The organism is Isoptericola sp. NPDC057653 (assembly GCF_042799955.1).
GTDB lineage: Bacteria > Actinomycetota > Actinomycetes > Actinomycetales > Cellulomonadaceae > Isoptericola.
Genome location: NZ_JBHVHP010000002.1, coordinates 450171 through 472031, shown reverse-complemented (window position 1 = coordinate 472031; position 21861 = coordinate 450171). Strand labels below are relative to the sequence as shown.

Below are 21861 nucleotides of genomic sequence, written 5' to 3'. Positions count from 1 at the left end.
GCGCATGTCAGGTCACTCCAAGTGGGCCACGACCAAGCACAAGAAGGCGGCGATCGACGCCAAGCGTGGCAAGCTCTTCGCAAAGCTGATCAAGAACATCGAGGTCGCCGCGCGCACCGGTGGCGGTGACCCCGCCGGCAACCCGACCCTGTTCGACGCCATCCAGAAGGCGAAGAAGTCGTCGGTCCCCAACGACAACATCGAGCGCGCCCTCAAGCGCGGCTCCGGCGAGGGCGCCGACGCCGTCGACTACCAGACGATCATGTACGAGGGCTACGGCGCCAACGGCATCGCCGTCCTCGTCGAGTGCCTCACGGACAACAAGAACCGCGCCGCCTCCGAGGTCCGCCTCGCGTTCAGCCGCAACGGCGGCAACCTGGCGGACCCGGGCTCCGTGTCCTACCTGTTCTCCCGCAAGGGCCTCGTCGTCGTGCCCAAGGCCGACGGCGTCACCGAGGACGACGTCATGCTCGCCGCCCTCGACGCCGGTGCCGAGGAGGTCAGCGACGAGGGCGACGTCATCGAGGTCCTCTCCGAGGCCACCGACCTCGTCGCCGTGCGCACCGCCATCCAGGAGGCGGGCATCGAGTACGACTCCGCCGACTCCATCTGGCACCCGTCCATGGAGGTCGAGGTCGACGTCGAGGGCGCGCGCAAGATCATGCGCCTCATCGACGCGCTGGAGGACAGCGACGACGTCCAGAACGTGTACGCCAACTTCGACGCCTCGGACGAGGTCATGGCGGAGCTGGACGAGGACTGACCTTTTCGGTCGTGCCAGGCGGGGGCTTCGGCGGAGGCGGCCGGGCGGGGTGGGACGTGTCGCGAGGCGCGCCATCCGGCCGCTCGTTCCTCGCGGCCTCCCGCCAGGCCCGGCCAGCCTCGCGACACGTCCCACCCCGCCCGTCCGCGTTCGTGCAAGACCTCCGGGTCCGCGACCTCGGATCATTCCTCGTGGTGGGGGAGAGGCAGGGGGCTGTGGACCCTGCGTGGCCGTCGTCGCGCCTTCGCGGGGGTGTCTGTCGTGCGTGAGATGGTGACCGCGTGCGAGTGCTGGGGGTGGATCCGGGGCTGACCCGGTGCGGGGTCGGCGTCGTCGACTCGTTGCCGGGACGCAGGGCCCGGATGGTCGACGTCGGGGTCGTGCGCAGCGAGCCCGAGCTGAGCGTGGACCTGCGCCTGTTGCGCATCGCCGAGGGGCTCGACGAGTGGCTCGAGCGCACCGTGCCCGACGTCGTGGCCGTGGAGCGCGTGTTCGCGCAGAACAACCTCAGCACCGTGATGGGTACGGCGCAGGTCGCCGGCCTGGCGATGGTCGCCGCCGCGAAGCGCGGGGTGCCCGTCGCGATGCACACCCCCAGCGAGGTGAAGGCCGCCGTCACCGGGTCCGGCCGGGCGGGCAAGGAGCAGGTCCAGCGGATGGTCGCGCGCATCCTCGGGCTCGACGAGCTGCCCCGGCCCGCGGACGCCGCGGACGCCCTCGCCCTCGCGGTCACCCACCTGTGGCGGCCCTCCGGCGCGCTGCAGGGCGGGGAGCGCAACGAGCTCACGCCGGCGCAGCGCGCCTGGGCCGCGGCGGAGCGCTCGGCGCGCACCGGGTCGCACCGTGGCGCCCCGTCCCGGACGGCCCGCTGACGACGGGGGTGCCGGCCTCCCCGTGTCGCGTCCGGGAGCGTCGGCACCGGTTGTTACAGTGACGCCTCGTACGGGTGTTCGACGGATGGCCAGTTCGACGGAAGGACCACGGTGATCGCCTCCTTGACCGGCACGGTCACGCACGTGACGCTCGAGCGGGCCGTGCTCGACGTCGGCGGGGTCGGGTACCTCGTCCACGCCACCCCCGGCACCCTGGCGGGGCTCCGGGTGGGGGAGCGCGCCCAGCTGCACACCACGCTCGTCGTCCGCGAGGACTCGATGACCGTGTTCGGCTTCGCCGAGGCGGACGAGCGCGAGGTCTTCGAGACGGCGCAGTCGGTCTCCGGCGTCGGCCCGCGGATCGCCCTCGCGATGCTCGCCGTGCTCACCCCCGACGCCCTGCGCCGCGCCGTCGCGAGCGAGGACCTCGCGGCGCTGCGCCGCATCCCCGGCGTCGGGCCCAAGAGCGCCCAGCGCCTCGTGCTCGAGCTGTCCGGCAAGCTCGGCGCGCCGACCTCCGCCGCCGCCGGCGGCGTCGTGCCCGACGCGACGCCCGTCGCCCCGGGCGACCCCGCGCGCGACCAGGTGGTCGAGGCGCTCGTGGGCCTGGGCTGGGCCGCCAAGGTCGCCCAGGACACGGTCGACCGCGTCCTCGCGGACGCCGGCGACGACGGCCCCGTGGACGTCGCCGCCACGTTGCGGGCGGCGCTGCGCTCGCTGGGCGGCCGACGTGGCTGAGCCGCTGGAGCCGGAGTACGGCGGCGAGCGGCTCGTCACCTCCTCGGCCGACGACGTGGAGCGCGCGGCCGAGGCGGCGTTGCGGCCCAAGAACCTCGGCGAGTTCGTCGGCCAGCGCGTCGTGCGCGACCAGCTCTCCCTCGTCCTCCAGGCCGCGCTGGCCCGCGACGCCTCGCCCGACCACGTGCTGCTGTCCGGCCCGCCCGGCCTCGGCAAGACGACGCTCGCGATGATCATCGCGGCCGAGCTGGGCACGTCGCTGCGCGTCACCAGCGGTCCGGCGATCCAGCACGCGGGCGACCTGGCCGCCGTCCTCTCCTCGCTCGAGGAGGGCGAGGTGCTCTTCATCGACGAGATCCATCGCCTCGCGCGCCCGGCGGAGGAGCTCCTGTACGTCGCGATGGAGGACTTCCGCGTCGACGTCGTCGTCGGCAAGGGCGCGGGCGCCAGCGCGATCCCGCTGGCGCTGCCGCCGTTCACCGTGGTGGGCGCGACCACCCGCTCCGGGCTGCTCCCGGCCCCGCTGCGGGACCGGTTCGGCTTCACCGGGCACCTCGACTTCTACGACGCCGCGGAGCTGGAGCGCGTCATCCTGCGCTCGGCCGGCCTGCTCGGCGTGGACCTGCAGCACGCGGCCGCGCACGAGATCGCCGGCCGGTCGAGGGGCACGCCCCGCATCGCCAACCGGCTGCTGCGCCGCGTGCGCGACTGGGCGCAGGTGCGCGGGGACGGCCGGCTGGACCTGCGCGCCGCCCGCGCCGCCCTCGAGGTCTACGAGGTGGACCCGATCGGCCTCGACCGGCTCGACAGGTCCGTCCTCGACGCCGTCTGCCGCCGGTTCGGCGGCGGGCCCGTCGGCCTGAGCACCCTCGCGATGACCGTCGGCGAGGAACCCGACACGGTCGAGACCGTCGCGGAGCCGTACCTGGTGCGCGAGGGGCTGCTCGGCCGCACCCCGCGCGGGCGCGTCGCGACGGCGGCCGCCTGGGAGCACCTCGGCCTCGAGCCCCCGCCCGGGGCGTGGGGCGCACCGCTCGGCGGCACCCTCTTCGACGAGGCCGCCGAGAGCGGCGAGCAAAGCACCTAGACTGGTGGTGCCCGGCCGCTGGCGGCCCGGGCTGGAACTCGACGGGTGCCGTGCTCGTTGGGGCCCGTACGCACAGGTTCGCGAGCAGACGCGGAGCTGTGCCCGGCGTGCCGACCGGCGCGCCGCGACGCCCGCCCGTCGACCACCGACCGCCGGGCAGCGACAGACAAGGACGCTCCGTGGACTTCTCCATCATCATTCTCTTCGTGGTCCTCGCCGGCCTCATGTTCTTCATGAGCTCGCGGTCGCGAAAGCAGCAGCGCGCGCAGCAGGAGTTCCGGTCGCAGCTCGCCCCGGGCCAGGAGGTCATGACCGGCTCCGGCCTCTTCGGCACCGTGGTGGAGATCGACGAGGAGAACGACACCGTCACCATCGAGTCGAGCCCCGGCACGCAGACCCGCTGGCTCCGTGCGGCGATCGCCAAGCGCGTCGACACGCCCGTCGAGGACGCCACCGAGGCGGCCGACGAGACCGACGTCACAGCCGACCCCACCGCGACCGGTACGATCACCTCCGGCGACGGTCGCATCGACGTCCCCGACGACCTGTCGAGCCTGGACACCGCGCAGCGGGAGTACCGGGACCAGCAGCGTCGCGACGAGGGCGAGACCGGCACCACGAAGTGACAGCACCAGCGACATGGGACGGCGGGCGCTCGCGCCCGCCGGCCTGACAACGCGCCGGTCGGGGTGATCCCGGCCGGCGCCATCACGCGTCGACCCCTCGGCGGCGCGCAGACGGGAAGAGACAGAAGTTGGCGAACTCACGCACGAAGCGGTCGCGTTCGGCGCGCACCCTCGTGGTCTTCACGATCCTGACGATCGTCCTGCCGTTCCTCGCCCTCGGCGCCGGCGTCTTCTGGGACGCCAAGTCCGACTCCAACCCGGACGGCGCGAGCTGGGCCCCGGGCCTGGCGCTCGACCTGCAGGGCGGCACGCAGCTGATCCTCACGGCCGACACCACCGACGGGTCGCAGGTGACGTCGGAGACGATCGACGAGTCGATCAACGTCATCCGGCAGCGCATCGACTCCTCGGGCGTCTCCGAGGCCGAGATCACCGCCCAGGGCTCGAAGAACATCGTCGTCGGGATCCCCGGCGAGGTGTCGCAGGAGACCATCGACCTCATCTCCCAGCCCGCCCAGATGCGCTTCCGCCCGGTGCTGACCTATGCCGCGGGCACGCCGACGCCCGAGCCGTCCGCCTCGCCGAGCGGCGACGCCGAGGGCGCGTCCTCCGACGACACCGCGGCCGACGACGCGAAGGCAGACGAGAACGCGGACACCACGCCGAGCGGCAAGAGCGCCGGCGCGGCCGTGACCCTGCCCTCGGACCTCGCCAACGCCACCGACCCGACGGCGACGCCCACCGCGACCGCCACGTCCGGCGACGGCGCGTCCTCGGACCCCTCGCCGACGTCGACGCCGGCCGAGGGCGACCAGGCCGCGACGTCCGACCCGAGCGACCTCGCGCAGGTCACGCCGGAGATCCAGTCCCAGTTCGAGAAGCTCGACTGCACCGACCCGGAGAACCTCAAGGGCGGCGGCGGGGACGACCCCGACAAGCCGCTGGTGACCTGTGACGAGACCGGTGCGGTCAAGTACATCCTCGGCCCGGTGGAGATCGAGGGCACCCACATCGCCAACGCGAGCTCGGGCCTGGTGCCGGGGCCGAACGGCACCACCACCAACGAGTGGGGCGTCTTCCTCGACTTCGACTCGGAGGGCGCGAAGGCGTTCCGCGAGACCACGGGCCGCCTCGCCACGCTCGAGGCGCCGCGCAACCAGTTCGCCATCGTCCTCGACACCCTGGTGGTCTCGGCCCCGTCCGTGTCGCAGGCGATCACGGACGGCAGCGCCGTCATCTCCGGGTCGTTCACGCGCGACTCGGCGGCCACGCTCGCCAACCAGCTCAGCTTCGGCGCGCTGCCGGTGCAGTACACGGTAGAGAGCCAGGAGGTCATCTCCGCGACCCTCGGCTCCGAGCAGCTGCGCAACGGCCTCATCGCGGGTCTCATCGGCCTCGCGCTCGTCGTCGTGTACTCGCTGCTGCAGTACCGCACGCTGGGCCTGCTCACCGTCGCGTCGCTGGTCGTCGCCGGTGTCATCACCTACCTGTCCATCGCCCTGCTCTCCTGGGGGATGGGCTACCGGCTCTCGCTCGCGGGCGTCGCCGGTCTGATCGTCGCGATCGGCTTCACCGCGGACTCGTTCATCGTGTACTTCGAACGCATCCGTGACGAGCTGCGTGACGGGAGAACTCTGGCCTACGCCGTCGAGCGCGGCTGGGCCCGCGCGCGGCGCACGGTGCTCGCGGCCAAGGCCGTCAACCTGATCTCGGCCGTCATCCTGTACTTCCTCGCCGTCGGCGGCGTGCAGGGCTTCGCGTTCACCCTGGGCCTGACGACGATCATCGACGTCGCCGTGGTGTTCTGGTTCACGCACCCGATGATGGAGGTCATCACCAAGATCCCGTTCTTCCGGGACGGTCACCTCTGGTCCGGCCTGTCGCCGGAGCGGCTGCGCGCGGGCTCCGGCCCGCGGTACGTCGGCGCCGGGCGGGTCCGGATGCCGGAGCCGGCCGTGGCCGGCGCCGCCCCGGCCGTCGACACGACCGAGGTCGAGCCCGAGGCCGCCCGCGTGCCCTCCGGCGCGCCGACGTCGGCGGAGCCCACGGCCCCTGAGCCCGTGCACAGCAGCGCGCGGCAGGCCGCGGGTCCCGCGACCGACGCGTCCGGCCGTCGCCTGACGATCGCCGAGCGCCGCGCCGCCGAGCGTCGCGCGGCCGCGGCCCAGGAGGCCGAGCCCGACCCAGGACCCGACGACGGTGCGTCGCCCTCGGCGACCGGTGAGAACCCCTCCGGCACGAACGAGGAGAGCCGCTGATGGCCCGCATCAACTTCGCCCAGTGGGGCAACGACCTGTACACGGGCCGCCGGTCCTACCCGATCGTGCAGCGCCGCCGGCGCTGGTTCGTGATCGCCGCGGTGCTCGCGATCGCCTCGATCCTCATCATCGCGATCAAGGGCCTCACGCTCGGCATCGACTTCCGCGGCGGCACGGAGTTCACCGTGACCAACGCGTCCTCGACCGAGCAGCAGCTCGCGATCGACGCCGTGCACCAGACCCTCCCCGGTGAGGAGCCCCGCGTCGCGATTGTGGGCGGCTCGTCCGTCCGCGTGCAGACCGAGGAGGTGACGCCCGAGCAGGAGTCGGAGATCGTCGCCGACCTCGCCACTGCGTACGACGTGGACGAGTCGACGATCACCACGTCGTTCGTGGGCCCGACCTGGGGCGCCGGCGTCTCGACCCGGGCCCTGTGGGGCACGGTCGTGTTCGTGCTCGCTGCGGCGCTGTTCATGGCCGTGTACTTCCGCGCCTGGCGGATGTCGGTGGCGGCGATCATCGCCATGCTCGGCGACCTGCTCATCTCCGCCGGCGTGTACGCCGCCATCGGCTGGGAGGTCACGCCGTCGACGATCATCGGCTTCCTGACGATCCTCGGTTTCTCGCTGTACGACAAGATGGTCGTCTTCGACAAGGTCCGCGAGAACACCGCGGACGTGCTCACCCAGACGCGCAGCACCTACGCGGAGCGGGCGAACCTCGCCGTCAACCAGACGCTGGTCCGGTCGATCAACACCTCGGTCGTGGCGCTGCTGCCGGTCGCGAGCATCCTGTTCGTGGGGGCGTTCCTGCTGGGTGCGGGCACGCTGCGCGACCTGTCGCTGTCGCTGTTCGTCGGCATCGCCGTCGGCGCCGCCTCGTCCCTCTTCCTCGCGACCCCGCTGGACGTCTCCCTGCGGGAGCGTGAGCCCCGGATCGCGGCGCACACGAAGTCGGTGCTCGAGGCCCGCGCCGGTCTGGTCGCCGAGGGCGGCCACGAGGCCGAGGTCGAGGCGTACACCACGGGGTCGGCGCAGCTCGTGCCGGGTCAGCACCAGGGCGCCAGCGCCCAGCCGCGCCGCAAGCGCGCGCGCTGAGGCGCGGGTGACAGGGATGACGGACGCCTTCGACGGCACGGCCGGTGACGGCCGGCCGGACGACATCGTGCTCGACGGGCTGCGGGGCCTGGGCTCCGGGCGCGCCGCGGAGATCCGCGCGCTGATCCGGGACGTGCCGGACTTCCCGCACCCGCCGGTCGTGTTCCGGGACATCACCCCGCTGCTCGCGGACGGCCCGGCGCTCTCGGACGTCGTCGAGGCGTTCGCCGGGCTCGTGGACGCGGACGGCGGCGTGGACGTCGTCGCCGGCATGGAGGCCCGTGGCTTCCTGCTCGGGGCGCCGCTCGCGACCCGCCTCGGCGTCGGCTTCCTGCCGCTGCGCAAGGCCGGGAAGCTGCCGCCGCCGGTGGAGCGCGTGGAGTACGACCTCGAGTACGGCTCGGCCGCGATCGAGCTGCGCACGGGAACACTCAGCACGGGTGCGCGTGTTCTCCTCGTCGACGACGTGCTCGCCACCGGCGGCACGGCGCGCGCGGCGGCCGAGCTCGTGGAGCGCTCGGGCGGCCAGGTGGTGGCCCTCGCGTTCCTGCTCGAGCTCGCTGGCCTGGGCGGACGCGACCGGCTGCCGGGCCGGACGGTCGAGGCTCTGCTGCGCGTGGAGTCGTAGACTTGCCGTCCCGGCCGTCGGTGACCCCGCGGTGGATGCGGAAGGAGGCGCAGATGAGCGACGAGACGAAGGTCGCGCGCGCCGCCGCCGCGCCCCAGGGATCCGCGCCGGCCGGCCGCGGCGCCGGCTCCGGGCGCAGCGTGCGCAACCGGCTGGTGCGGCTCGGGGTGCGCGGCGCCCCGCCCACCACGCCCGCGTTGGAGCCCGTGCTCCAGGCCGTGCGCACCAACCACCCGAAGTCGGACCTGTCGGTGCTCGAGCGCGCCTACGCGACGGCGGAGCGGTGTCACCGCGGCCAGGAGCGCAAGTCCGGCGACCCGTACATCACGCACCCGGTCGCCGTGGCGACGATCCTGGCCGAGCTCGGCTTCGACGGCGCGACCCTCGCGGCCGCGCTGCTGCACGACACGGTCGAGGACACGGACTACGGCCTCGACGAGCTGACGCGGGAGTACGGCGAGGAGATCGCCATGCTCGTCGACGGCGTCACCAAGCTCGACAAGGTGAAGTACGGCGACGCGGCCCAGGCCGAGACCGTCCGCAAGATGGTCGTCGCGATGGCCAAGGACATCCGCGTGCTGGTCATCAAGCTCGCGGACCGGCTGCACAACGCCCGCACCTGGAAGTACGTCTCCGGGTCGTCGGCGCAGCGCAAGGCGCGCGAGACGCTCGAGATCTACGCCCCGCTGGCGCACCGCCTGGGCATGAACACCATCAAGTGGGAGCTGGAGGACCTGTCCTTCCAGACGCTCTACCCCAAGGTGTACGACGAGATCGTGCACCTGGTGGCCGAGCGCGCGCCCGCCCGCGAGGAGTACCTCTCGGTGGTGCGGGAGCAGATCTCCGCCGACCTGCGCAGCGCGAAGATCAAGGCCACCGTGACCGGTCGGCCCAAGCACTACTACTCGATCTACCAGAAGATGATCGTGCGCGGGCACGACTTCGCGGAGATCTACGACCTCGTCGGCACGCGCGTCCTCGTGGACACGGTGCGCGACTGCTACGCGGTGCTCGGCGCGCTCCACGCGCGCTGGAACCCGGTCCCGGGCCGGTTCAAGGACTACATCGCGATGCCGAAGTTCAACATGTACCAGTCGCTGCACACGACGGTCGTGGGCCCGGGCGGCAAGCCGGTCGAGATCCAGATCCGCACGCACGACATGCACCGGCGCGCGGAGTACGGCGTCGCCGCGCACTGGAAGTACAAGCAGATGGCGCCCGCCGGCAAGGCGGCCACGGACGACCCGCGCGCCAACGACATGGCCTGGCTGCGCCAGCTCGTCGACTGGCAGCGCGAGACCGCGGACCCGAGCGAGTTCCTCGACTCCCTGCGCTACGAGATCGGCGGCGCGGAGGTGTACGTCTTCACGCCGAAGGGCGAGGTGATGGCGCTGCCCGCCGGCGCCACGCCGGTCGACTTCGCCTACTCGGTGCACACCGAGGTGGGCCACCGCACGATGGGCGCTCGCGTCAACGGCCGCCTCGTCCCGCTCGACTCGACGCTGCAGAACGGCGACACGGTCGACATCCTCACCTCGAAGGCGGAGTCCGCGGGCCCGTCGCGCGACTGGCTCGCGTTCGTGAAGTCCGCGCGCGCCCGCAACAAGATCCGCCAGTGGTTCACCAAGGAGCGGCGCGAGGAGGCGATCGAGCAGGGCAAGGACGCCATCACGAAGGCGATGCGCAAGCAGAACCTGCCGATCCAGCGCCTGCTCAGCCACGAGGCGCTCGTCGGCCTGGCGAACGACATGCGCTACGCCGACGTGTCCGCGCTGTACGCGGCCGTCGGCGAGGGACACGCCTCGGCGCCGCACGTGGTCGACCTGCTCGTGAAGTCGCTCGGCGGCGAGGAGGGCACCGAGGAGGACGCGGCCGAGGCCGCGCGTCCCGGCACGCCCACGCGGCGCGGGCGCACCGGCGACCCCGGCATCGTGGTCAAGGGCGTGGACGACATCTGGGTCAAGCTCGCCAAGTGCTGCACGCCGGTGCCGGGCGACTCCATCGTCGGGTTCGTGACCCGGGGAGCGGGCGTGAGCGTGCACCGCGCGGACTGCGCCAACGCCGAGCAGCTGGCGAAGGCCCAGCCGGAGCGCATGGTCGACGTGAGCTGGACGACCGGTGCCAACACGATGTTCCTCGTGCAGATCCAGGTCGAGGCGCTCGACCGGTCCCGGCTGCTCTCCGACGTGACGAAGGTGCTGTCGGACTATCACGTCAACATCCTGTCGGCGACGGTCTCCACGTCGACCGACCGGATCGCGATCTCCAAGTTCGTCTTCGAGATGGCCGAGCCCGGGCACCTGCAGCAGGTCCTCACCGCGGTGCGCAAGGTCGACGGCGTGTTCGACGTCTACCGGATCACCGGGACCAAGGCGGCCGAGATGCCGCAGGCCTCGGAGGGCGCGGCGCACTGACCTCGTGCGCCGGCGTCCCGGAGATGAGGGCGCCGAGGGTCGGTCCCGCGCTCGGGGGCAGCGGGGTGGCGCCGGGAGCGGCGCGGAACCCGCCGAGCAGCACGGCGACGAGCCGCCGCGACGCGCTCCCCGTCGGGTCGGCCGCCGCGGCCACGACGCCGTCGTTCGCCATCACCACGAGGGCGAGGTCGTCGAGGGTGACGTCGGGCCGCAGCGCGCCCGAGGCCTGGGCGCGGGCGACGAGCCCGGCCAGCGACGCGAACACCCGGTCACGCTCACGACCGATCGCCGTGGCGTCGCCGGCCCGCGGCACGGACGCGAGGAAGGCGGCGCTGAACCCGCGGTCCACCGCCTGGGTCTGGCAGACCCGCGTGACCGCGGTGACGAAGCCGCGCCACGGGTCGGGGTCCTGCGTCGCGGCGTCCACGTCGGCAGCGCACCGGGCGAACTGCTCCGCGAAGACCTGCTGGACGAGGTCGTCGCGGGTCGGGAACCGGCGGTAGAGCGTGGCGACGCCCACCCCGGCGTGCCGGGCCACCGTGGCCATCGGGACGTCGAGACCGCGTTCGGCGAAGAGCCGCCGCGCGACCGCGACGATCCGGTCGCGGTTGCGGCGGGCGTCGGACCGCATCGTCGCGGCGCCGGCGGCGGTGTCGGCGGGGGACCGGTCGGCGTCGTCGCGCGGGGGCACGTGAGAGGAAGTGGCGGTCATCCTTCTCAGACTACGCAGAAGTGGAGGGGGTGCTCCGCTTGCGCCCCTAGGGTGGCAGGTGGCCCCCGGGTCGTTCTCGACCCGCCGCACCGTCCCGCTGGAGATCCCGTGCCGTCCTTGCAGTCCCCGTTCGTCCGTCGGTTCGTCCGAGCGTTCAACACCGGCGTGCTCGCCTGGCGGTCCTCGCCGCGCTGGGGCGGGGCGGCACGCCGGCACCTGACGATCCTCACGTACACCGGCCGGCGGTCGGGGCGGGAGTTCAGCATCCCCGTGGGCTACCGCAGGCGGGGGGAGGTCGTCACGATCGGCGCCATGCTCCCGGACGCGAAGCTCTGGTGGCGCAACTTCCTGGGCGCCGGCGCCGCCGCCACCGTCGAGGTCGACGGCGTCGCGCGCCCGGGGCACGCCGTCGCCGTCCGGGACGACGCGGGCCGCGTGACGGTCACCGTCCGGCTGGACCCGCTCGCGGGCCCGGCGGCGCCCGCCCCTGCAGAGGTGCCGGTCGCACCCGCGGAGTAGGTTCGCCAGCATGACGCTGCCGCTCGAGCCGCCGCTGCTGCCCATGCTCGCCAAGTCGGTGCCGGACGTGCCCGACCAGCCGGGCGGCGCCCCCACCTGGGTGTACGAGCCGAAGTGGGACGGCTTCCGCGCGCTCGTCTTCCGGGACGGCGACGACGTGCGGATCGACTCCCGCAACGGGCGGCCGATGCAGCGCTACTTCCCGGACGTCGTCGACGCCGTCCTCGACGCGCTGCCGACGCGGTGCGTGGTCGACGGCGAGATCGTCGTCGCGCGGCCCGGCGACGAGGCCTCGGGCCGGTCCGCACACCTCGACTTCGACGCGCTGGGTCAGCGCATCCACCCCGCGGAGTCGCGCGTGCGGATGCTCGCCTCCGAGACGCCGGCGAGCCTCGTCGTCTTCGACCTCCTCGCCCTGGGTGACGACGACCTGTCCGGGCGCCCGCTGGGGGAGCGGCTGGCCGCGCTCGACGGGCTCGGCCTCGCCGGGCCGCAGGTGCACGCGACGCCGCGCACGCAGGACGCCGCCGTCGCCCGGGACTGGTTCGCGACGTTCGAGGGCGCCGGCCTCGACGGGGTGGTCGCCAAGCGGCTCGACGACGCGTACCAGCCGAACAAGCGCGCGCTGCTGAAGATCAAGCACGCCCGGACCGCCGACGTCGTCCTGGCCGGCTACCGGCTGCACAAGACGTCGACGCCCGAGGCGCCCCTCATCGGGTCGCTCCTGCTCGGGCTGTACGCCGACGGCGACGACCCCGCCAGCCTCCAGTTCGTGGGCGTCTCGGCCTCGTTCCCCACCGCCCGCAGGGCCGCGCTGCACGCCGAGCTCGCGCCGCTCGTCGTCGAGCCCGGCAGCGACGCCGCCGCCGCGCACCCCTGGGCGAACTGGCAGGACCCTGCCGTCGCCGACGGCAGCACGGGGGAGCGGCGACCCGGCGCCCAGTCGCGCTGGAGCGCGGGCAAGGACCTCTCGTTCACCCCGCTGCGGGTGGAGCGGGTGCTCGAGGTCGGGTACGACCACATGGAGGGCAGCCGGTTCCGCCACACCGCGCAGCTCAAGCGGTGGCGGCCCGACCGCGACCCGGCCTCGTGCACGTACGCGCAGCTCGAGGAGCCGGTCGGCTACGACCTGGCCGGCCTGCTGCCCGGGGCGCCGGGCACCGCCTGACCGCCGGCCCCGCCGATGAGTCGCGACCGACGCCGGGGTCTAGGGAGCATGGGAACCCTCAGGTACGGACTGATGAGCTGTTCGCTCGACGGCTACGTGGCCGACGCCGGCGGCGGCTTCGACTGGAGCGCGCCGGACGACGCCGTCCACGCGTTCATCAACGACCGGGTCCGGGACGTGGGGACGTTCGTCGTGGGCCGGAACATGTTCGAGACCATGCGCGTGTGGGACACGTGGCCCCCGGGGCAGAGCGACGCCTCGGACGAGTTCGCGGAGATCTGGCGCGGGATCGACAAGATCGTCTGCTCCGACAGCCTCGGCGCCGTCGACGCGCCGCGCACCACCCTCGAGCCGCGGCTCACGACGGCCCGCCTCGCCGAGATCGCGGCGGCCGCGGACGGCGCCGTCGAGGTGTCGGGGCCCACGACGGCCGCCGGCGCGCTGCGGGCCGGGCTGGTCGACGAGATGACGATCCGCATCGTGCCGCACGTCGCCGGGGGCGGGCTGCGGCTGCTGCCCGACGGGATGCGGGCCGACCTCGTGCGCGCGGAGTGCGTGCCGCTCGGCGACGGGTCCGTCTTCCTGCGCTACACCCGTCCCTGATCGTCGCGGGCGGGGTCAGGACCGCTTGCGGTCCGTGTCGCGGCTGGGCTGCACCCGCTTCGGCTCGCCCGGCATCTTCGGGTACTCGGGGGGATAGGGCAGGTCGCCCAGCCCGTGCTCCTCCTCGTCGCGGCGGGCGAGCTCGAGGGCGGCGTCGAGCGAGCAGTCGAGCGCGGGGTCGCGGTCGGCGCGCAGCGGCGCGAACAGGTCGCCGCGCTCGGCGAACCGGGCGGGCACGGTGGTGACGTCGAAGTCGTCCGGGTGGACCTCGCCGACCTCGTCCCACTCGAGCGGGGTGGAGACGGTGGCGCGCTTGTTGGCGCGCACGGAGTACGCCGACGCGATGGTGCGGTCGCGCGCCATCTGGTTGTAGTCGACGAAGATCTTGACGCCCCGCTCCTCCTTCCACCACTTGGTGGTGACCTGGTCGGGGAGGCGCCGCTCCAGCTCCCGGCCGACGGCGATCGTGGCGCGTCGGGCCTGCTGGAACGACCAGCGGGGCGCGAGCGGAACGAAGACGTGCAGGCCCCGCCCACCCGACGTCTTCGGGTAGCCCGTGAGGCCGAGCTCGGCGAGCAGGTCGCGCAGGTGGGGAGCGACGGTGGCGGCGTCGTCGAACGTGGTGCCGGGCTGGGGGTCGAGGTCGATGCGGAGTTGGTCCACGGCCTCGACGTCGTCGCGCCGCACGGGCCACGGGTGGAACGTGAGGGTGCCGAGGTTCGCCGCCCACGCGACGACCGCCAGCTCGGTGGGCGCCACCTCGTCGGCCGTGCGTCCGCTGGGGAAGGCGATGGTGGCGGTCTCCACCCAGTCCGGTGCCCCCTGGGGGAGGCGCTTCTGGTAGAACGCGTCGCCGCGGTTGTCCGCGCGCGTGGCCATCACGGCCTCGGGCCACCAGCCCTTCGGCCACCGCTCGAGGGTGGTCGGCCGGTGCAGCAGGGCGCCGAGGATGCCCTCGCCCACGGACAGGAAGTACTCGACGATCTCGCGCTTCGTGAGTCCCGGGCGGTCGGGCAGCTCGGGGAAGACGACGCGGTCGGGGCTGGAGACGCGGACGGCGCGTCCGGCGGCGTCGAGCTCGACGGCGGGTGCGGCGGGGGCCATGCGCCTCAACCTAGGGCAGGGCGACGGGCGCCGCACGGAGGGGCTCCGTCGCCCCGGAGCGTGCGAGCTCGAGCACGTGGCGCGCCCGCGGCCGCCCGACCGCGCGGGTCCGGCGCTCCAGCAGCCGCGCCGCGTCGGAGAGGTCCAGCCCGCACGCGCCCGCGAGGACGCGGGCGAGCCCGGCGGCCCCCTCGTCGCCGGGGACGTGGAGGGCGACGTCCACGACGGTCCGCAGCGGGGCCGTCACGCGCACCCGGCCGACCTCCTGGGTGTCGCCACGGAGCAACGGAGCCTGCCACACGAGCCCGGCGCCCCAGACCTCCGGCCGGTGACCACCGGCGGCGTAGGTGACGTCGAGGCACGCCGCCGCCTGGACCGCCGCAGGCCGCCCGGCGTGCACCCAGGCGGCGCTGCGGCCCGCGAGGACACCGCCGGTGGGCAGCTCCGCCGCGAGCAGCGTCGCCCGCAGGGCGGGGGTCACCGGAGTCCCGGCGGCGACGGCTGCGTCCCCGCGGAGGACCTCGAGGGCGCCGTCCCGCACCAGCACGTCCCAGGCGGCCCGCCCGCCAACGTCGTGCGGGCGCACCAGCGGGCCCGACCCCCGCGGCGGCGGGGCGAGGAGCGCCCCGAACCGGGCGGTGCCGGCGTCGGCGCGCGGGTGCCGGGGGAGCGAGGCCGAGACGGCGAAGGGGTCCACGACCGGAACGTATCCGGTCGTGGACCCCTTCAGGGGCGGCCTGTGGACGGCCGCGGCCGCGAGGCGCGCAGCGTCAGCCGCGGGTCTCCTCGGCCGCGCGCACCACCTGCTCCAGCCACGCGCGGCGGGCGGCGAGGGCGGTCTCGGCCTCCTCGACCCGGCGGGCGTCGCCGGACTCGCGCGCCGCGGCGAGGTCGCGCTCGAGGCCCTCGATGGCCGCCTCGAGCTGCGCCGCCGCGCCCTCGGCCCGCGCACGGGTCTCGGGGTTGGTGCGGTCCCAGCGGGCCTGCTCCGCGTTGCGGACCGCCGTCTCGACCGCGCGCATGCGGCCCTCGACGCGCTGCACGTCGCCTCGGGGCACCTTGCCGGCGTCCTCCCACCGCTCCTGCAGGTCGCGCAGCGCGGCCTTCGCGGCGGCGAGGTCCGTGACCGGCAGCAGCGCCTCCGCCTCGACGAGCAGCGCCTCCTTGACCACGAGGTTCTGCCCGTACTCGGCGTCGATCGCCGCGTTCTCCGCGTCCCGCGCCCCGAAGAAGGCGTCCTGCGCGGCCCGGAACTTGGCCCACAGCGCGTCGTCGTCCTTGCGGCTGGCCCGGCCGGCGGCCTTCCAGCGCGCCATGAGGTCGCGGTAGGCCGCCGCGGTCGCACCCCAGTCGGTGTGGTCCCTCAGGGCCTCCGCCTCGGCGACCAGCTTCTCCTTCTCCGCCTTGGCGGCGCTGTTGCGCTGCTCGAGGTCGGCGAAGAAGTGCCGACGCTCACGGTCGAACGCGGTACGGGCGTGGCTGAACCGCTTCCAGAGGGCCTCCTCCGTCGGACGGTCGATGCGCGGCCCGTTGCGCTGCGCGTCCTTCCACTGGTCGAGCAGGCCGCGCAGCTCCTCGCCCGCCGGGCGCCACTGCATCTTGGCGGGGTCGGTGCCGGCGATCTTCTCGGCCGCGTCGACGATCTCCGTGCGAGCCGCGACGGCCTCCGCCTTGGCCGCGGCACGCTCCTGCTCGAGCGCCGCACGCCGCTCCGCCGCGCGGGCCCTGAGGCCCTCGACGCGGGAGCGCAGGGCGTCCAGGTCGCCGACGGCGGCCGGCTCGCCGGTCTCCTCGGCGAGCTTCGTGAGGGTCTGGTCGATCTCCCGCACGGACAGGTCGGCGCTGTCGAGACGCGTCTCGAACAGGGCGACCTTGGCGTCGAGGTCGAGGTACCGGCGCACGTAGAGGCTCATCGCCTCGGAGGTGTCGACGCCAGGGAACTGGCCGACCTGGCGCTCGCCGGCAGCCTCCCGCACGTACACGGTGCCGTCCTCGTCCACCCGGCCGAACGCCTCGGCGGCGGCCGCCTGGGCGGCGTCGTGGGCGGGCGGCGCGACCGGCGTCACCGGGGTGGCGGACTCGGCGGGCGGGACGTCCGCGGGCGTGGGCGCCGCCGGACGGCGCACGGCCGACGGCTTGGGCGCGCCCGGCCGGGGCTTCGGCACGGCCGACGGCTTGGGCGCCGCCGGCGCCGCCGGCTTCGCCGGGGCCGGGGTCGGCTCGACCGGAGCGGCCTCGACCGGAGCGGCCTCGACCGGAGCGGCCTCGGGCGCCGCGGCCTCAGCAGCCTCGGGCGCCGCGGCCTCAGCAGCCCCGGGCTCGGCGGGCGCCTCGGCGGGCTCGGGCTCGGCGGGCGTCTGGGCCTCGGGCTCGGCGGGCGCCTCGGCCTGCTCGGGCGCGGGGGTGCCGGTGGCCTCGGGGTCGGCGGTCGTCCCGGGCTCCGGGGCGGCGTCCGCCGTCTCGGGCGCGGGGTCCGCCTCCGTGGCCTGGGGCTCCGCCGTCACGGCGGCCTCGGCAGCGGCGGGCTGCTCGTCGGTAGCCGGGGTCGGCGGGGCCGCCTGGTCCGGGGTCGTCTGCGATGGAGTCTCGGCCGTCTCCTCGGTGCCGGCCGGGGTCTCCTCGGGGCCGGTCGAGCCGGGGGTGCTCTCGCTCACTGGGTCTCCACTCCTTCGATGATGACGGGGCTGTTGGGCGGACCGTCGCCGGTTCCGCTCGACTTGCCCTCGTCAGCGACTGCCTGGACGGCGTCCAGGCCGGACGTGACGGTGCCGAGCACCGTGTACCCGCCCGCGGTGTCGGACGGGATGGTCGAATCCTGGTACACGATGAAGAACTGCGAGCCCATCGACTCGCCGTCGTTGCCCTGGCGGGCCATCGCGATGGTCCCCGCGGGGTACACGTCGTCCTTCGGGGCGTTCTCGATCGGGCCGTACGAGTAGCCCGGGCCGCCGGTGCCCGTCCCCGTCGGGTCGCCGCACTGGAGCACGAAGATGCCCTGCGTGGTGAGCCGGTGGCAGGGGGTGTCGTCGTAGTACCCCTTCTTCGCGAGGGACACGAAGCTCGCGACCGCCTGCGGGGCGGCGGCGCCGTCCAGCTCGACCACGACCTGCGAGTCGGTCCCGCCCGCGCACAGGTCCAGCGTGGCGGTCCAGGTGCGGTCCTCGGCGGCCGACGGGTCGGGCAGGTCCCCGCCCGAGCGGGCCTCGGTCGAGGCGGCGGGGCAGTCCCCGGCGGCCCGCGGCGTCGGGGTGGCGGTCGGGTTCGCGGCGCTGCCGAGGTTCGCGATCACGAAGCCGCCGCCCACGAGTGCGAGGACGGCCACGATCGCCACGATCGCGAACGCCCGCTGCCGCCGGGCGCGCGCCTGCGCCTGCCGCTGCTCCCACTTCTCCTGCCGCTTGCGGGCGTACTCACGCTCGCGCTTGGTGGCCGCCACCGTCGGGGGCACCTCCTCGGTCGTCCCGTCTCGCACGGGAACTTCCGCGCGCGGAGGACAGTCTAGAGGCCGGGACGCAGGTCACACCCGCAGGGACGGCCGGCCCGCCGCCGACGGCGCGGACGCTAGCGTGGAGGCCGTGCAGATCCTCCTCGTCGTCGCCCCCGTCTTCGCCACCAACTGCTGCGTCGTGGTCGCGGGTCCGGACGGGCGCGACGCGGACTGCGTGGTCGTCGACGCCGGCGCCGGGACCGCGCCGGGGGTCGAGCGGCTGGTCGCCGAGCGGGGCCTGGTTCCTCGCGCCGTCCTCGCCACGCACGGGCACGTGGACCACACCTGGGACGCCGCCGCCCTCTGCGACCGGTACGACGTGCCCCTGCGCCTGCACGCCGCCGACGCCTACCGGCTCGGCGACCCGTTCGGCACCCTCGGCACCGAGGCCGCGGACCCCGGTGTCAGCGGCGCACTCGCGCAGGCGCTCGCGGCCACCGGCCGGCGCCCGGAGGACTACCGCGCCCCGGCGGTCGTCGAGCCGTTCGACGGCGCCGACGGCGGGCTCGTCGCGGGGGAGGTACGGCTGCGGGCGCTCCACGCACCCGGGCACACGGAGGGCTCCACCCTCTACGTCGTCGGGGACGTCGTGCTCGCGGGCGACGTCCTGTTCGCGGGCGGGGTGGGCCGCACCGACCTGCCGGGCGGGGACCCGGCGACGATGGCGCGCACGCTCCGCGACGTCGTGGGCGGCCTCGACCCCGCGCTCGACGTCGTGCCCGGGCACGGCCCGACGACGACCGTGGGCCGCGAGCTCGCCACCAACCCGTACCTGCGCTGACGCGGCGGCCGCGACGCGGACGGGCGCGCCGGACGGCCCCGCGGTCTGGGAAGATGTGCACCATGGCACGCCCCACCCCGCTCTCCGGCTTCCCCGAATTGCTCCCCGACGGTCGCGTCGTGGAGCAGCACGTGCTCGACACGCTGCGCCGCACCTTCGAGCTCCACGGGTTCGCCGGCATCGAGACGCGGGCCGTGGAGCCGCTCGACCAGCTGCTGCGCAAGGGCGAGACCTCCAAGGAGGTCTACGTGCTGCGCAGGCTCCAGGAGGAGGGCCAGGCCGACGCGTCCCCGGACCGCGGCGAGAAGCAGCTGGGCCTGCACTTCGACCTCACCGTCCCGTTCGCGCGCTACGTGCTCGAGAACGCCGGCCGCCTCGCGTTCCCCTTCAAGCGCTACCAGATCCAGAAGGTGTGGCGCGGCGAGCGTCCCCAGGACGGCCGCTTCCGGGAGTTCGTCCAGGCCGACATCGACGTCGTCGGCGCGGGCGAGCTCCCGTACCACTACGAGGTCGAGCTGCCGCTGGTCATGGCCGAGGCGCTCGGCGCGCTGCGCGACGTCGGCGTGCCCGAGGTCCGCATCCTCGTGAACAACCGCAAGGTCGCCGAGGGCTTCTACCGGGGCCTCGGCCTCGAGGACGTCGAGGGCGTCCTGCGCCAGGTCGACAAGCTCGACAAGATCGGCCCCGACGCGGTCGCGGAGCTCCTGCAGGCCGAGCAGGGTGCCACGCCCGAGCAGGCCAAGGCGTGCCTCGAGCTGGCCGCGATCTCGGGCGAGGACGTCGGCGTCGTCGAGCGCGTGCGGGCCCTCGCGGCGTCCTACGCCGCCGGTACGGAGCTGCTGGAGACCGGGCTCGGCGAGCTCGCCGCGCTGATCGAGGCGGCCGCGCGCCGCGCACCCGGCGTCGTCGTCGCGGACCTCAAGATCGCCCGAGGGCTCGACTACTACACCGGCTCCGTCTACGAGACGGTCCTCGTGGGCCACGAGCAGCTCGGCTCGATCTGCTCCGGCGGCCGCTACGACACCCTCGCCTCCGACGGCAAGAACACGTACCCCGGCGTGGGACTCTCGATCGGGGTCTCGCGCCTCGTGTCGCGGCTGCTGTCCGCGGGGCTGGTCGCCGCGACGCGCGGCGTGCCCACCGCAGTCCTCGTCGCGGTGAGCGACGAGGAGCACCGCGCGCAGTCCGACGCCGTCGCCACCGCGCTGCGGACCCGCGGCGTCCCGGCCGACGTCGCGCCCACCGCGGCGAAGTTCGGCAAGCAGATCAAGGTCGCCGACCGCCGCGGCATCCCCTTCGTCTGGTTCCCGGCCGGTCCGGGCGCCGAGGGGGAGCCGGCGGCCGACGCGCTCGCCGGCCAGGTCAAGGACATCCGCTCCGGCGAGCAGGTGGACGCGCACGCCGACTCGTGGGCGCCGCCGGCGGAGGACCTGCACCCGCGCGTGGTCCCCGCGGTCGCGGCCGGCTGAGCGGTCCTGGTCCCGGTCCCCGGACCGGGACCGCGGCGCTCACGCCTCGATGAGCGCGACGACGTTGCGCGCGGGGTCGCGGAACCACGCGATGGTCGGGCCCTGGCGCGGGTCGTCGCTGCGGACCACGCCGTCGGCGTCCTGCGCGAACCCGGGGTAGCGCACCAGCTCGACGCCCGCGTCGTGCAGGTCGGCGGCCGCCGCGGCGACGTCGGGCACGACGAGGTTGAGGACGGTGTGGCCGGCGGGCTCGTGCGCGTCGCCCTTGGGGTAGACGAACACGGGGGAGCCCCCCGTGACGTCGAGCTCGAGCCCCATCGGCGTGCGCCGCGCCGCGAGCCGCAGGGTGTCGCGGTAGAAGGTCTCGGCGGCGTCGAGGTCGTCGACGGAGAAGCTGCTGAACGCACGATGCACGGTGAACACGGGGGACTCCTCGGGTCGGTCGCGGCCCGGCGGTCCCGGGCCCTGGGGTGTGGACCCGGCGCGCCGCGGGAACTGAGCGGGGGACCGCCCGCGGGGGTTGTCCCCCGCGCACCCTGAGGCGCCCCTGAGAATCACCCTGAACTTGGGCCTGACCTGGCCGGACGGACCGTCGGAGCCGCTACGGTGGCGCCCGTGAGCATCTACGTCGTCCTGTCCCGCAGCAGCACCGTCCTCTCCCGGACGATCCGTCTGGCGACACGCGACGAGTACACCCACGCGGCCCTGGCCCTCGACGCCGACCTCGAGCTGATGTTCAGCTTCGGGCGGCGCCGCGCCGGCAACCCGTTCGTGGGGTGCTTCAAGCGCGAGCGGCTCGACGACGACCTCTACCGCGACATGCCGGTGCTGCCCGGCGTCGTGCTCGAGGTGCCGGTGACCGCCGCCCAGCGCGAGGCCGTCTGCGGGCAGGTGGCCGAGTTCCTCCTCGACAGCCACACCTACACCTACAACGCCCCGGGCCTCGTGAGCGGGCTGTTCGGCCGCGGCTCCGAGGACGACCGGCGGTTCTTCTGCTCGGAGTTCGTCTACCAGGTGCTGCACGGCGCCGGCGTGGCCGACCTGGGCCTGCCGCGCTGGAAGGTGCGCCCGCAGACCCTGCTCCAGGTGCCGGGCGAGGTCGCCTTCCGCGGCGACCTCAAGCGGTACGTCGCCCAGCGCGGCCCGGCGCCGGCCGCGGCGGCGCTCGCCTTCCGGTGGCCCGTGCCGGCCTGAGCCGGCCTGAGCCGGCCGCAGCCGGCCCCGCCCCCCGCGCGCGCTCCAGCGCGGGTCCAGGGTGGAGTGCGACCGTGGAACCATGCCGCACCGAGTCTTCCTCCACGTGGGCACGCCGAAGTCCGGCACGACGTACCTGCAGTCGCGACTGCACGCCAACCGGCGGCAGCTGCGCCGTCACCACGTCCGCTACCCGACGGGCGCGCTCGGCGAGCCGCGGCTGCACTACTGGGCGGCGCTCGACCTCACGGGCACCGACCACGGCGTCGAGCCCCGGCGGGTGGACGGAGCCTGAGACCGGCTGGTCGCGAAGGCCGGGCGGGCGTCCGGCGACGTCGTCC

Annotated in this window: 22 protein-coding genes; 16 read left to right on the top strand and 6 right to left on the bottom strand. The window is 74.5% G+C overall.

Translation table 11 applies throughout. From position 1 onward, the window contains the following. Positions 1 to 4 precede the first annotated feature (4 nt). From ACFU9A_RS13400 to ACFU9A_RS13360, 9 genes are all read left to right on the top strand, one after another. Positions 5 to 763, top strand: coding sequence for a YebC/PmpR family DNA-binding transcriptional regulator (locus ACFU9A_RS13400; protein ID WP_430575779.1), 759 nt, complete (start codon positions 5 to 7; stop codon positions 761 to 763). 281 nt (positions 764 to 1044) lie between these two features. After that, complete coding sequence (gene ruvC, locus ACFU9A_RS13395; RefSeq protein WP_430575778.1) at positions 1045 to 1635, top strand: crossover junction endodeoxyribonuclease RuvC; 591 nt, start codon at positions 1045 to 1047, stop codon at positions 1633 to 1635. A gap of 111 nt (positions 1636 to 1746) precedes the next feature. After that, the gene (ruvA, locus tag ACFU9A_RS13390; protein WP_430575777.1) at positions 1747 to 2373 is read left to right on the top strand and encodes a Holliday junction branch migration protein RuvA; all 627 of its coding nucleotides are present in this window, start codon (positions 1747 to 1749) and stop codon (positions 2371 to 2373) included. After that, positions 2366 to 3460: a Holliday junction branch migration DNA helicase RuvB gene (gene ruvB, locus ACFU9A_RS13385; RefSeq protein ID WP_430575776.1), complete on the top strand. Its 1095-nt coding sequence runs from the start codon at positions 2366 to 2368 to the stop codon at positions 3458 to 3460. The genes ruvA and ruvB overlap by 8 nt, the downstream gene beginning before the upstream one ends. Before the next feature lie 179 nt (positions 3461 to 3639). Beyond that, on the top strand, positions 3640 to 4086 hold the full coding sequence (yajC, locus tag ACFU9A_RS13380) for a preprotein translocase subunit YajC (protein ID WP_430575775.1): 447 nt from the start codon (positions 3640 to 3642) through the stop codon (positions 4084 to 4086). 128 nt (positions 4087 to 4214) lie between these two features. Further along, positions 4215 to 6344 (top strand): protein translocase subunit SecD, encoded by a 2130-nt coding sequence (gene secD / locus ACFU9A_RS13375; RefSeq protein ID WP_430575774.1) that lies wholly within the window; start codon positions 4215 to 4217, stop codon positions 6342 to 6344. Continuing rightward, a complete protein-coding gene (gene secF / locus ACFU9A_RS13370) occupies positions 6344 to 7441 on the top strand; it encodes a protein translocase subunit SecF (RefSeq protein ID WP_430575773.1) in 1098 nt (365 codons plus the stop codon). Before secD ends, secF begins: the two co-directional genes overlap by 1 nt. A 16-nt stretch (positions 7442 to 7457) precedes the next feature. Beyond that, positions 7458 to 8069: an adenine phosphoribosyltransferase gene (locus ACFU9A_RS13365; RefSeq protein WP_430575772.1), complete on the top strand. Its 612-nt coding sequence runs from the start codon at positions 7458 to 7460 to the stop codon at positions 8067 to 8069. A 53-nt stretch (positions 8070 to 8122) separates the two neighbouring features. After that, entirely contained in the window at positions 8123 to 10483 is a 2361-nt protein-coding gene (locus ACFU9A_RS13360) for a RelA/SpoT family protein (protein WP_430575771.1), read from the top strand. On the opposite strand, the gene ACFU9A_RS13355 is transcribed toward ACFU9A_RS13360, so the two are convergent. Then, positions 10428 to 11195: a TetR/AcrR family transcriptional regulator gene (locus tag ACFU9A_RS13355; RefSeq protein ID WP_430575770.1), complete on the bottom strand. Its 768-nt coding sequence runs from the start codon at positions 11193 to 11195 to the stop codon at positions 10428 to 10430. The genes ACFU9A_RS13360 and ACFU9A_RS13355 overlap by 56 nt on opposite strands. A gap of 108 nt (positions 11196 to 11303) precedes the next feature. On the opposite strand from ACFU9A_RS13355, the gene ACFU9A_RS13350 reads away from it, so the two are divergent. From ACFU9A_RS13350 to ACFU9A_RS13340, 3 genes are all read left to right on the top strand, one after another. Next, on the top strand, positions 11304 to 11714 hold the full coding sequence (locus ACFU9A_RS13350; RefSeq protein WP_430575769.1) for a nitroreductase/quinone reductase family protein: 411 nt from the start codon (positions 11304 to 11306) through the stop codon (positions 11712 to 11714). A gap of 10 nt (positions 11715 to 11724) precedes the next feature. Then, complete coding sequence (locus tag ACFU9A_RS13345) at positions 11725 to 12882, top strand: ATP-dependent DNA ligase (RefSeq protein ID WP_430575768.1); 1158 nt, start codon at positions 11725 to 11727, stop codon at positions 12880 to 12882. Between the two features lie 72 nt (positions 12883 to 12954). Further along, positions 12955 to 13485 carry a dihydrofolate reductase family protein gene (locus ACFU9A_RS13340; RefSeq protein WP_430575767.1) on the top strand — a complete coding sequence of 177 codons (531 nt, stop codon included), beginning with the start codon at positions 12955 to 12957 and terminating at the stop codon, positions 13483 to 13485. A 15-nt stretch (positions 13486 to 13500) separates the two neighbouring features. On the opposite strand, the gene ligD is transcribed toward ACFU9A_RS13340, so the two are convergent. From ligD to ACFU9A_RS13320, 4 genes are all read right to left on the bottom strand, one after another. Continuing rightward, on the bottom strand, positions 13501 to 14589 hold the full coding sequence (ligD, locus tag ACFU9A_RS13335; RefSeq protein ID WP_430575766.1) for a non-homologous end-joining DNA ligase: 1089 nt from the start codon (positions 14587 to 14589) through the stop codon (positions 13501 to 13503). A gap of 10 nt (positions 14590 to 14599) precedes the next feature. After that, positions 14600 to 15286 (bottom strand): hypothetical protein, encoded by a 687-nt coding sequence (locus tag ACFU9A_RS13330; protein ID WP_430575765.1) that lies wholly within the window; start codon positions 15284 to 15286, stop codon positions 14600 to 14602. 73 nt (positions 15287 to 15359) lie between these two features. Continuing rightward, a complete protein-coding gene (locus ACFU9A_RS13325) occupies positions 15360 to 17243 on the bottom strand; it encodes a DUF349 domain-containing protein (RefSeq protein ID WP_430575764.1) in 1884 nt (627 codons plus the stop codon). Further along, positions 17240 to 18061 (bottom strand): peptidylprolyl isomerase, encoded by an 822-nt coding sequence (locus ACFU9A_RS13320; protein WP_430575763.1) that lies wholly within the window; start codon positions 18059 to 18061, stop codon positions 17240 to 17242. Before ACFU9A_RS13320 ends, ACFU9A_RS13325 begins: the two co-directional genes overlap by 4 nt. 103 nt (positions 18062 to 18164) lie before the next feature. Between ACFU9A_RS13320 and ACFU9A_RS13315 the strand changes: the two genes are divergently transcribed. Then, a complete protein-coding gene (locus ACFU9A_RS13315) occupies positions 18165 to 18857 on the top strand; it encodes an MBL fold metallo-hydrolase (RefSeq protein ID WP_430575762.1) in 693 nt (230 codons plus the stop codon). A 62-nt stretch (positions 18858 to 18919) separates the two neighbouring features. After that, positions 18920 to 20326 (top strand): histidine--tRNA ligase, encoded by a 1407-nt coding sequence (hisS, locus tag ACFU9A_RS13310; protein WP_430575761.1) that lies wholly within the window; start codon positions 18920 to 18922, stop codon positions 20324 to 20326. Positions 20327 to 20365: 39 nt separating this feature from the next. Here the strand turns inward: hisS and ACFU9A_RS13305 are convergent, their stop codons facing one another. After that, positions 20366 to 20749: a VOC family protein gene (locus ACFU9A_RS13305; protein ID WP_430575760.1), complete on the bottom strand. Its 384-nt coding sequence runs from the start codon at positions 20747 to 20749 to the stop codon at positions 20366 to 20368. Between the two features lie 192 nt (positions 20750 to 20941). Here ACFU9A_RS13305 and ACFU9A_RS13300 point away from each other — a divergent pair, with 192 nt between their 5' ends. Further along, positions 20942 to 21520: a hypothetical protein gene (locus tag ACFU9A_RS13300; RefSeq protein WP_430575759.1), complete on the top strand. Its 579-nt coding sequence runs from the start codon at positions 20942 to 20944 to the stop codon at positions 21518 to 21520. 82 nt (positions 21521 to 21602) lie between these two features. Beyond that, positions 21603 to 21815 carry a hypothetical protein gene (locus tag ACFU9A_RS13295; protein WP_430575758.1) on the top strand — a complete coding sequence of 71 codons (213 nt, stop codon included), beginning with the start codon at positions 21603 to 21605 and terminating at the stop codon, positions 21813 to 21815. Positions 21816 to 21861 lie beyond the last annotated feature (46 nt).

What these genes read in the sequence shown, in the direction of transcription:
- secF (WP_430575773.1), top strand. Translation starts at nt 6,344, where the DNA reads ATGGCCCGCATCAACTTCGCCCAGTGGGGCAACGACCTGTACACGGGC.
- ACFU9A_RS13345 (WP_430575768.1), top strand. Translation starts at nt 11,725, where the DNA reads ATGACGCTGCCGCTCGAGCCGCCGCTGCTGCCCATGCTCGCCAAGTCG.
- ligD (WP_430575766.1), bottom strand. Translation starts at nt 14,589, where the DNA reads ATGGCCCCCGCCGCACCCGCCGTCGAGCTCGACGCCGCCGGACGCGCC.
- ACFU9A_RS13355 (WP_430575770.1), bottom strand. Translation starts at nt 11,195, where the DNA reads ATGACCGCCACTTCCTCTCACGTGCCCCCGCGCGACGACGCCGACCGG.
- hisS (WP_430575761.1), top strand. Translation starts at nt 18,920, where the DNA reads ATGGCACGCCCCACCCCGCTCTCCGGCTTCCCCGAATTGCTCCCCGAC.
- ACFU9A_RS13340 (WP_430575767.1), top strand. Translation starts at nt 12,955, where the DNA reads ATGAGCTGTTCGCTCGACGGCTACGTGGCCGACGCCGGCGGCGGCTTC.
- ACFU9A_RS13360 (WP_430575771.1), top strand. Translation starts at nt 8,123, where the DNA reads ATGAGCGACGAGACGAAGGTCGCGCGCGCCGCCGCCGCGCCCCAGGGA.
- ACFU9A_RS13365 (WP_430575772.1), top strand. Translation starts at nt 7,458, where the DNA reads ATGACGGACGCCTTCGACGGCACGGCCGGTGACGGCCGGCCGGACGAC.
- ACFU9A_RS13400 (WP_430575779.1), top strand. Translation starts at nt 5, where the DNA reads ATGTCAGGTCACTCCAAGTGGGCCACGACCAAGCACAAGAAGGCGGCG.
- ACFU9A_RS13295 (WP_430575758.1), top strand. Translation starts at nt 21,603, where the DNA reads ATGCCGCACCGAGTCTTCCTCCACGTGGGCACGCCGAAGTCCGGCACG.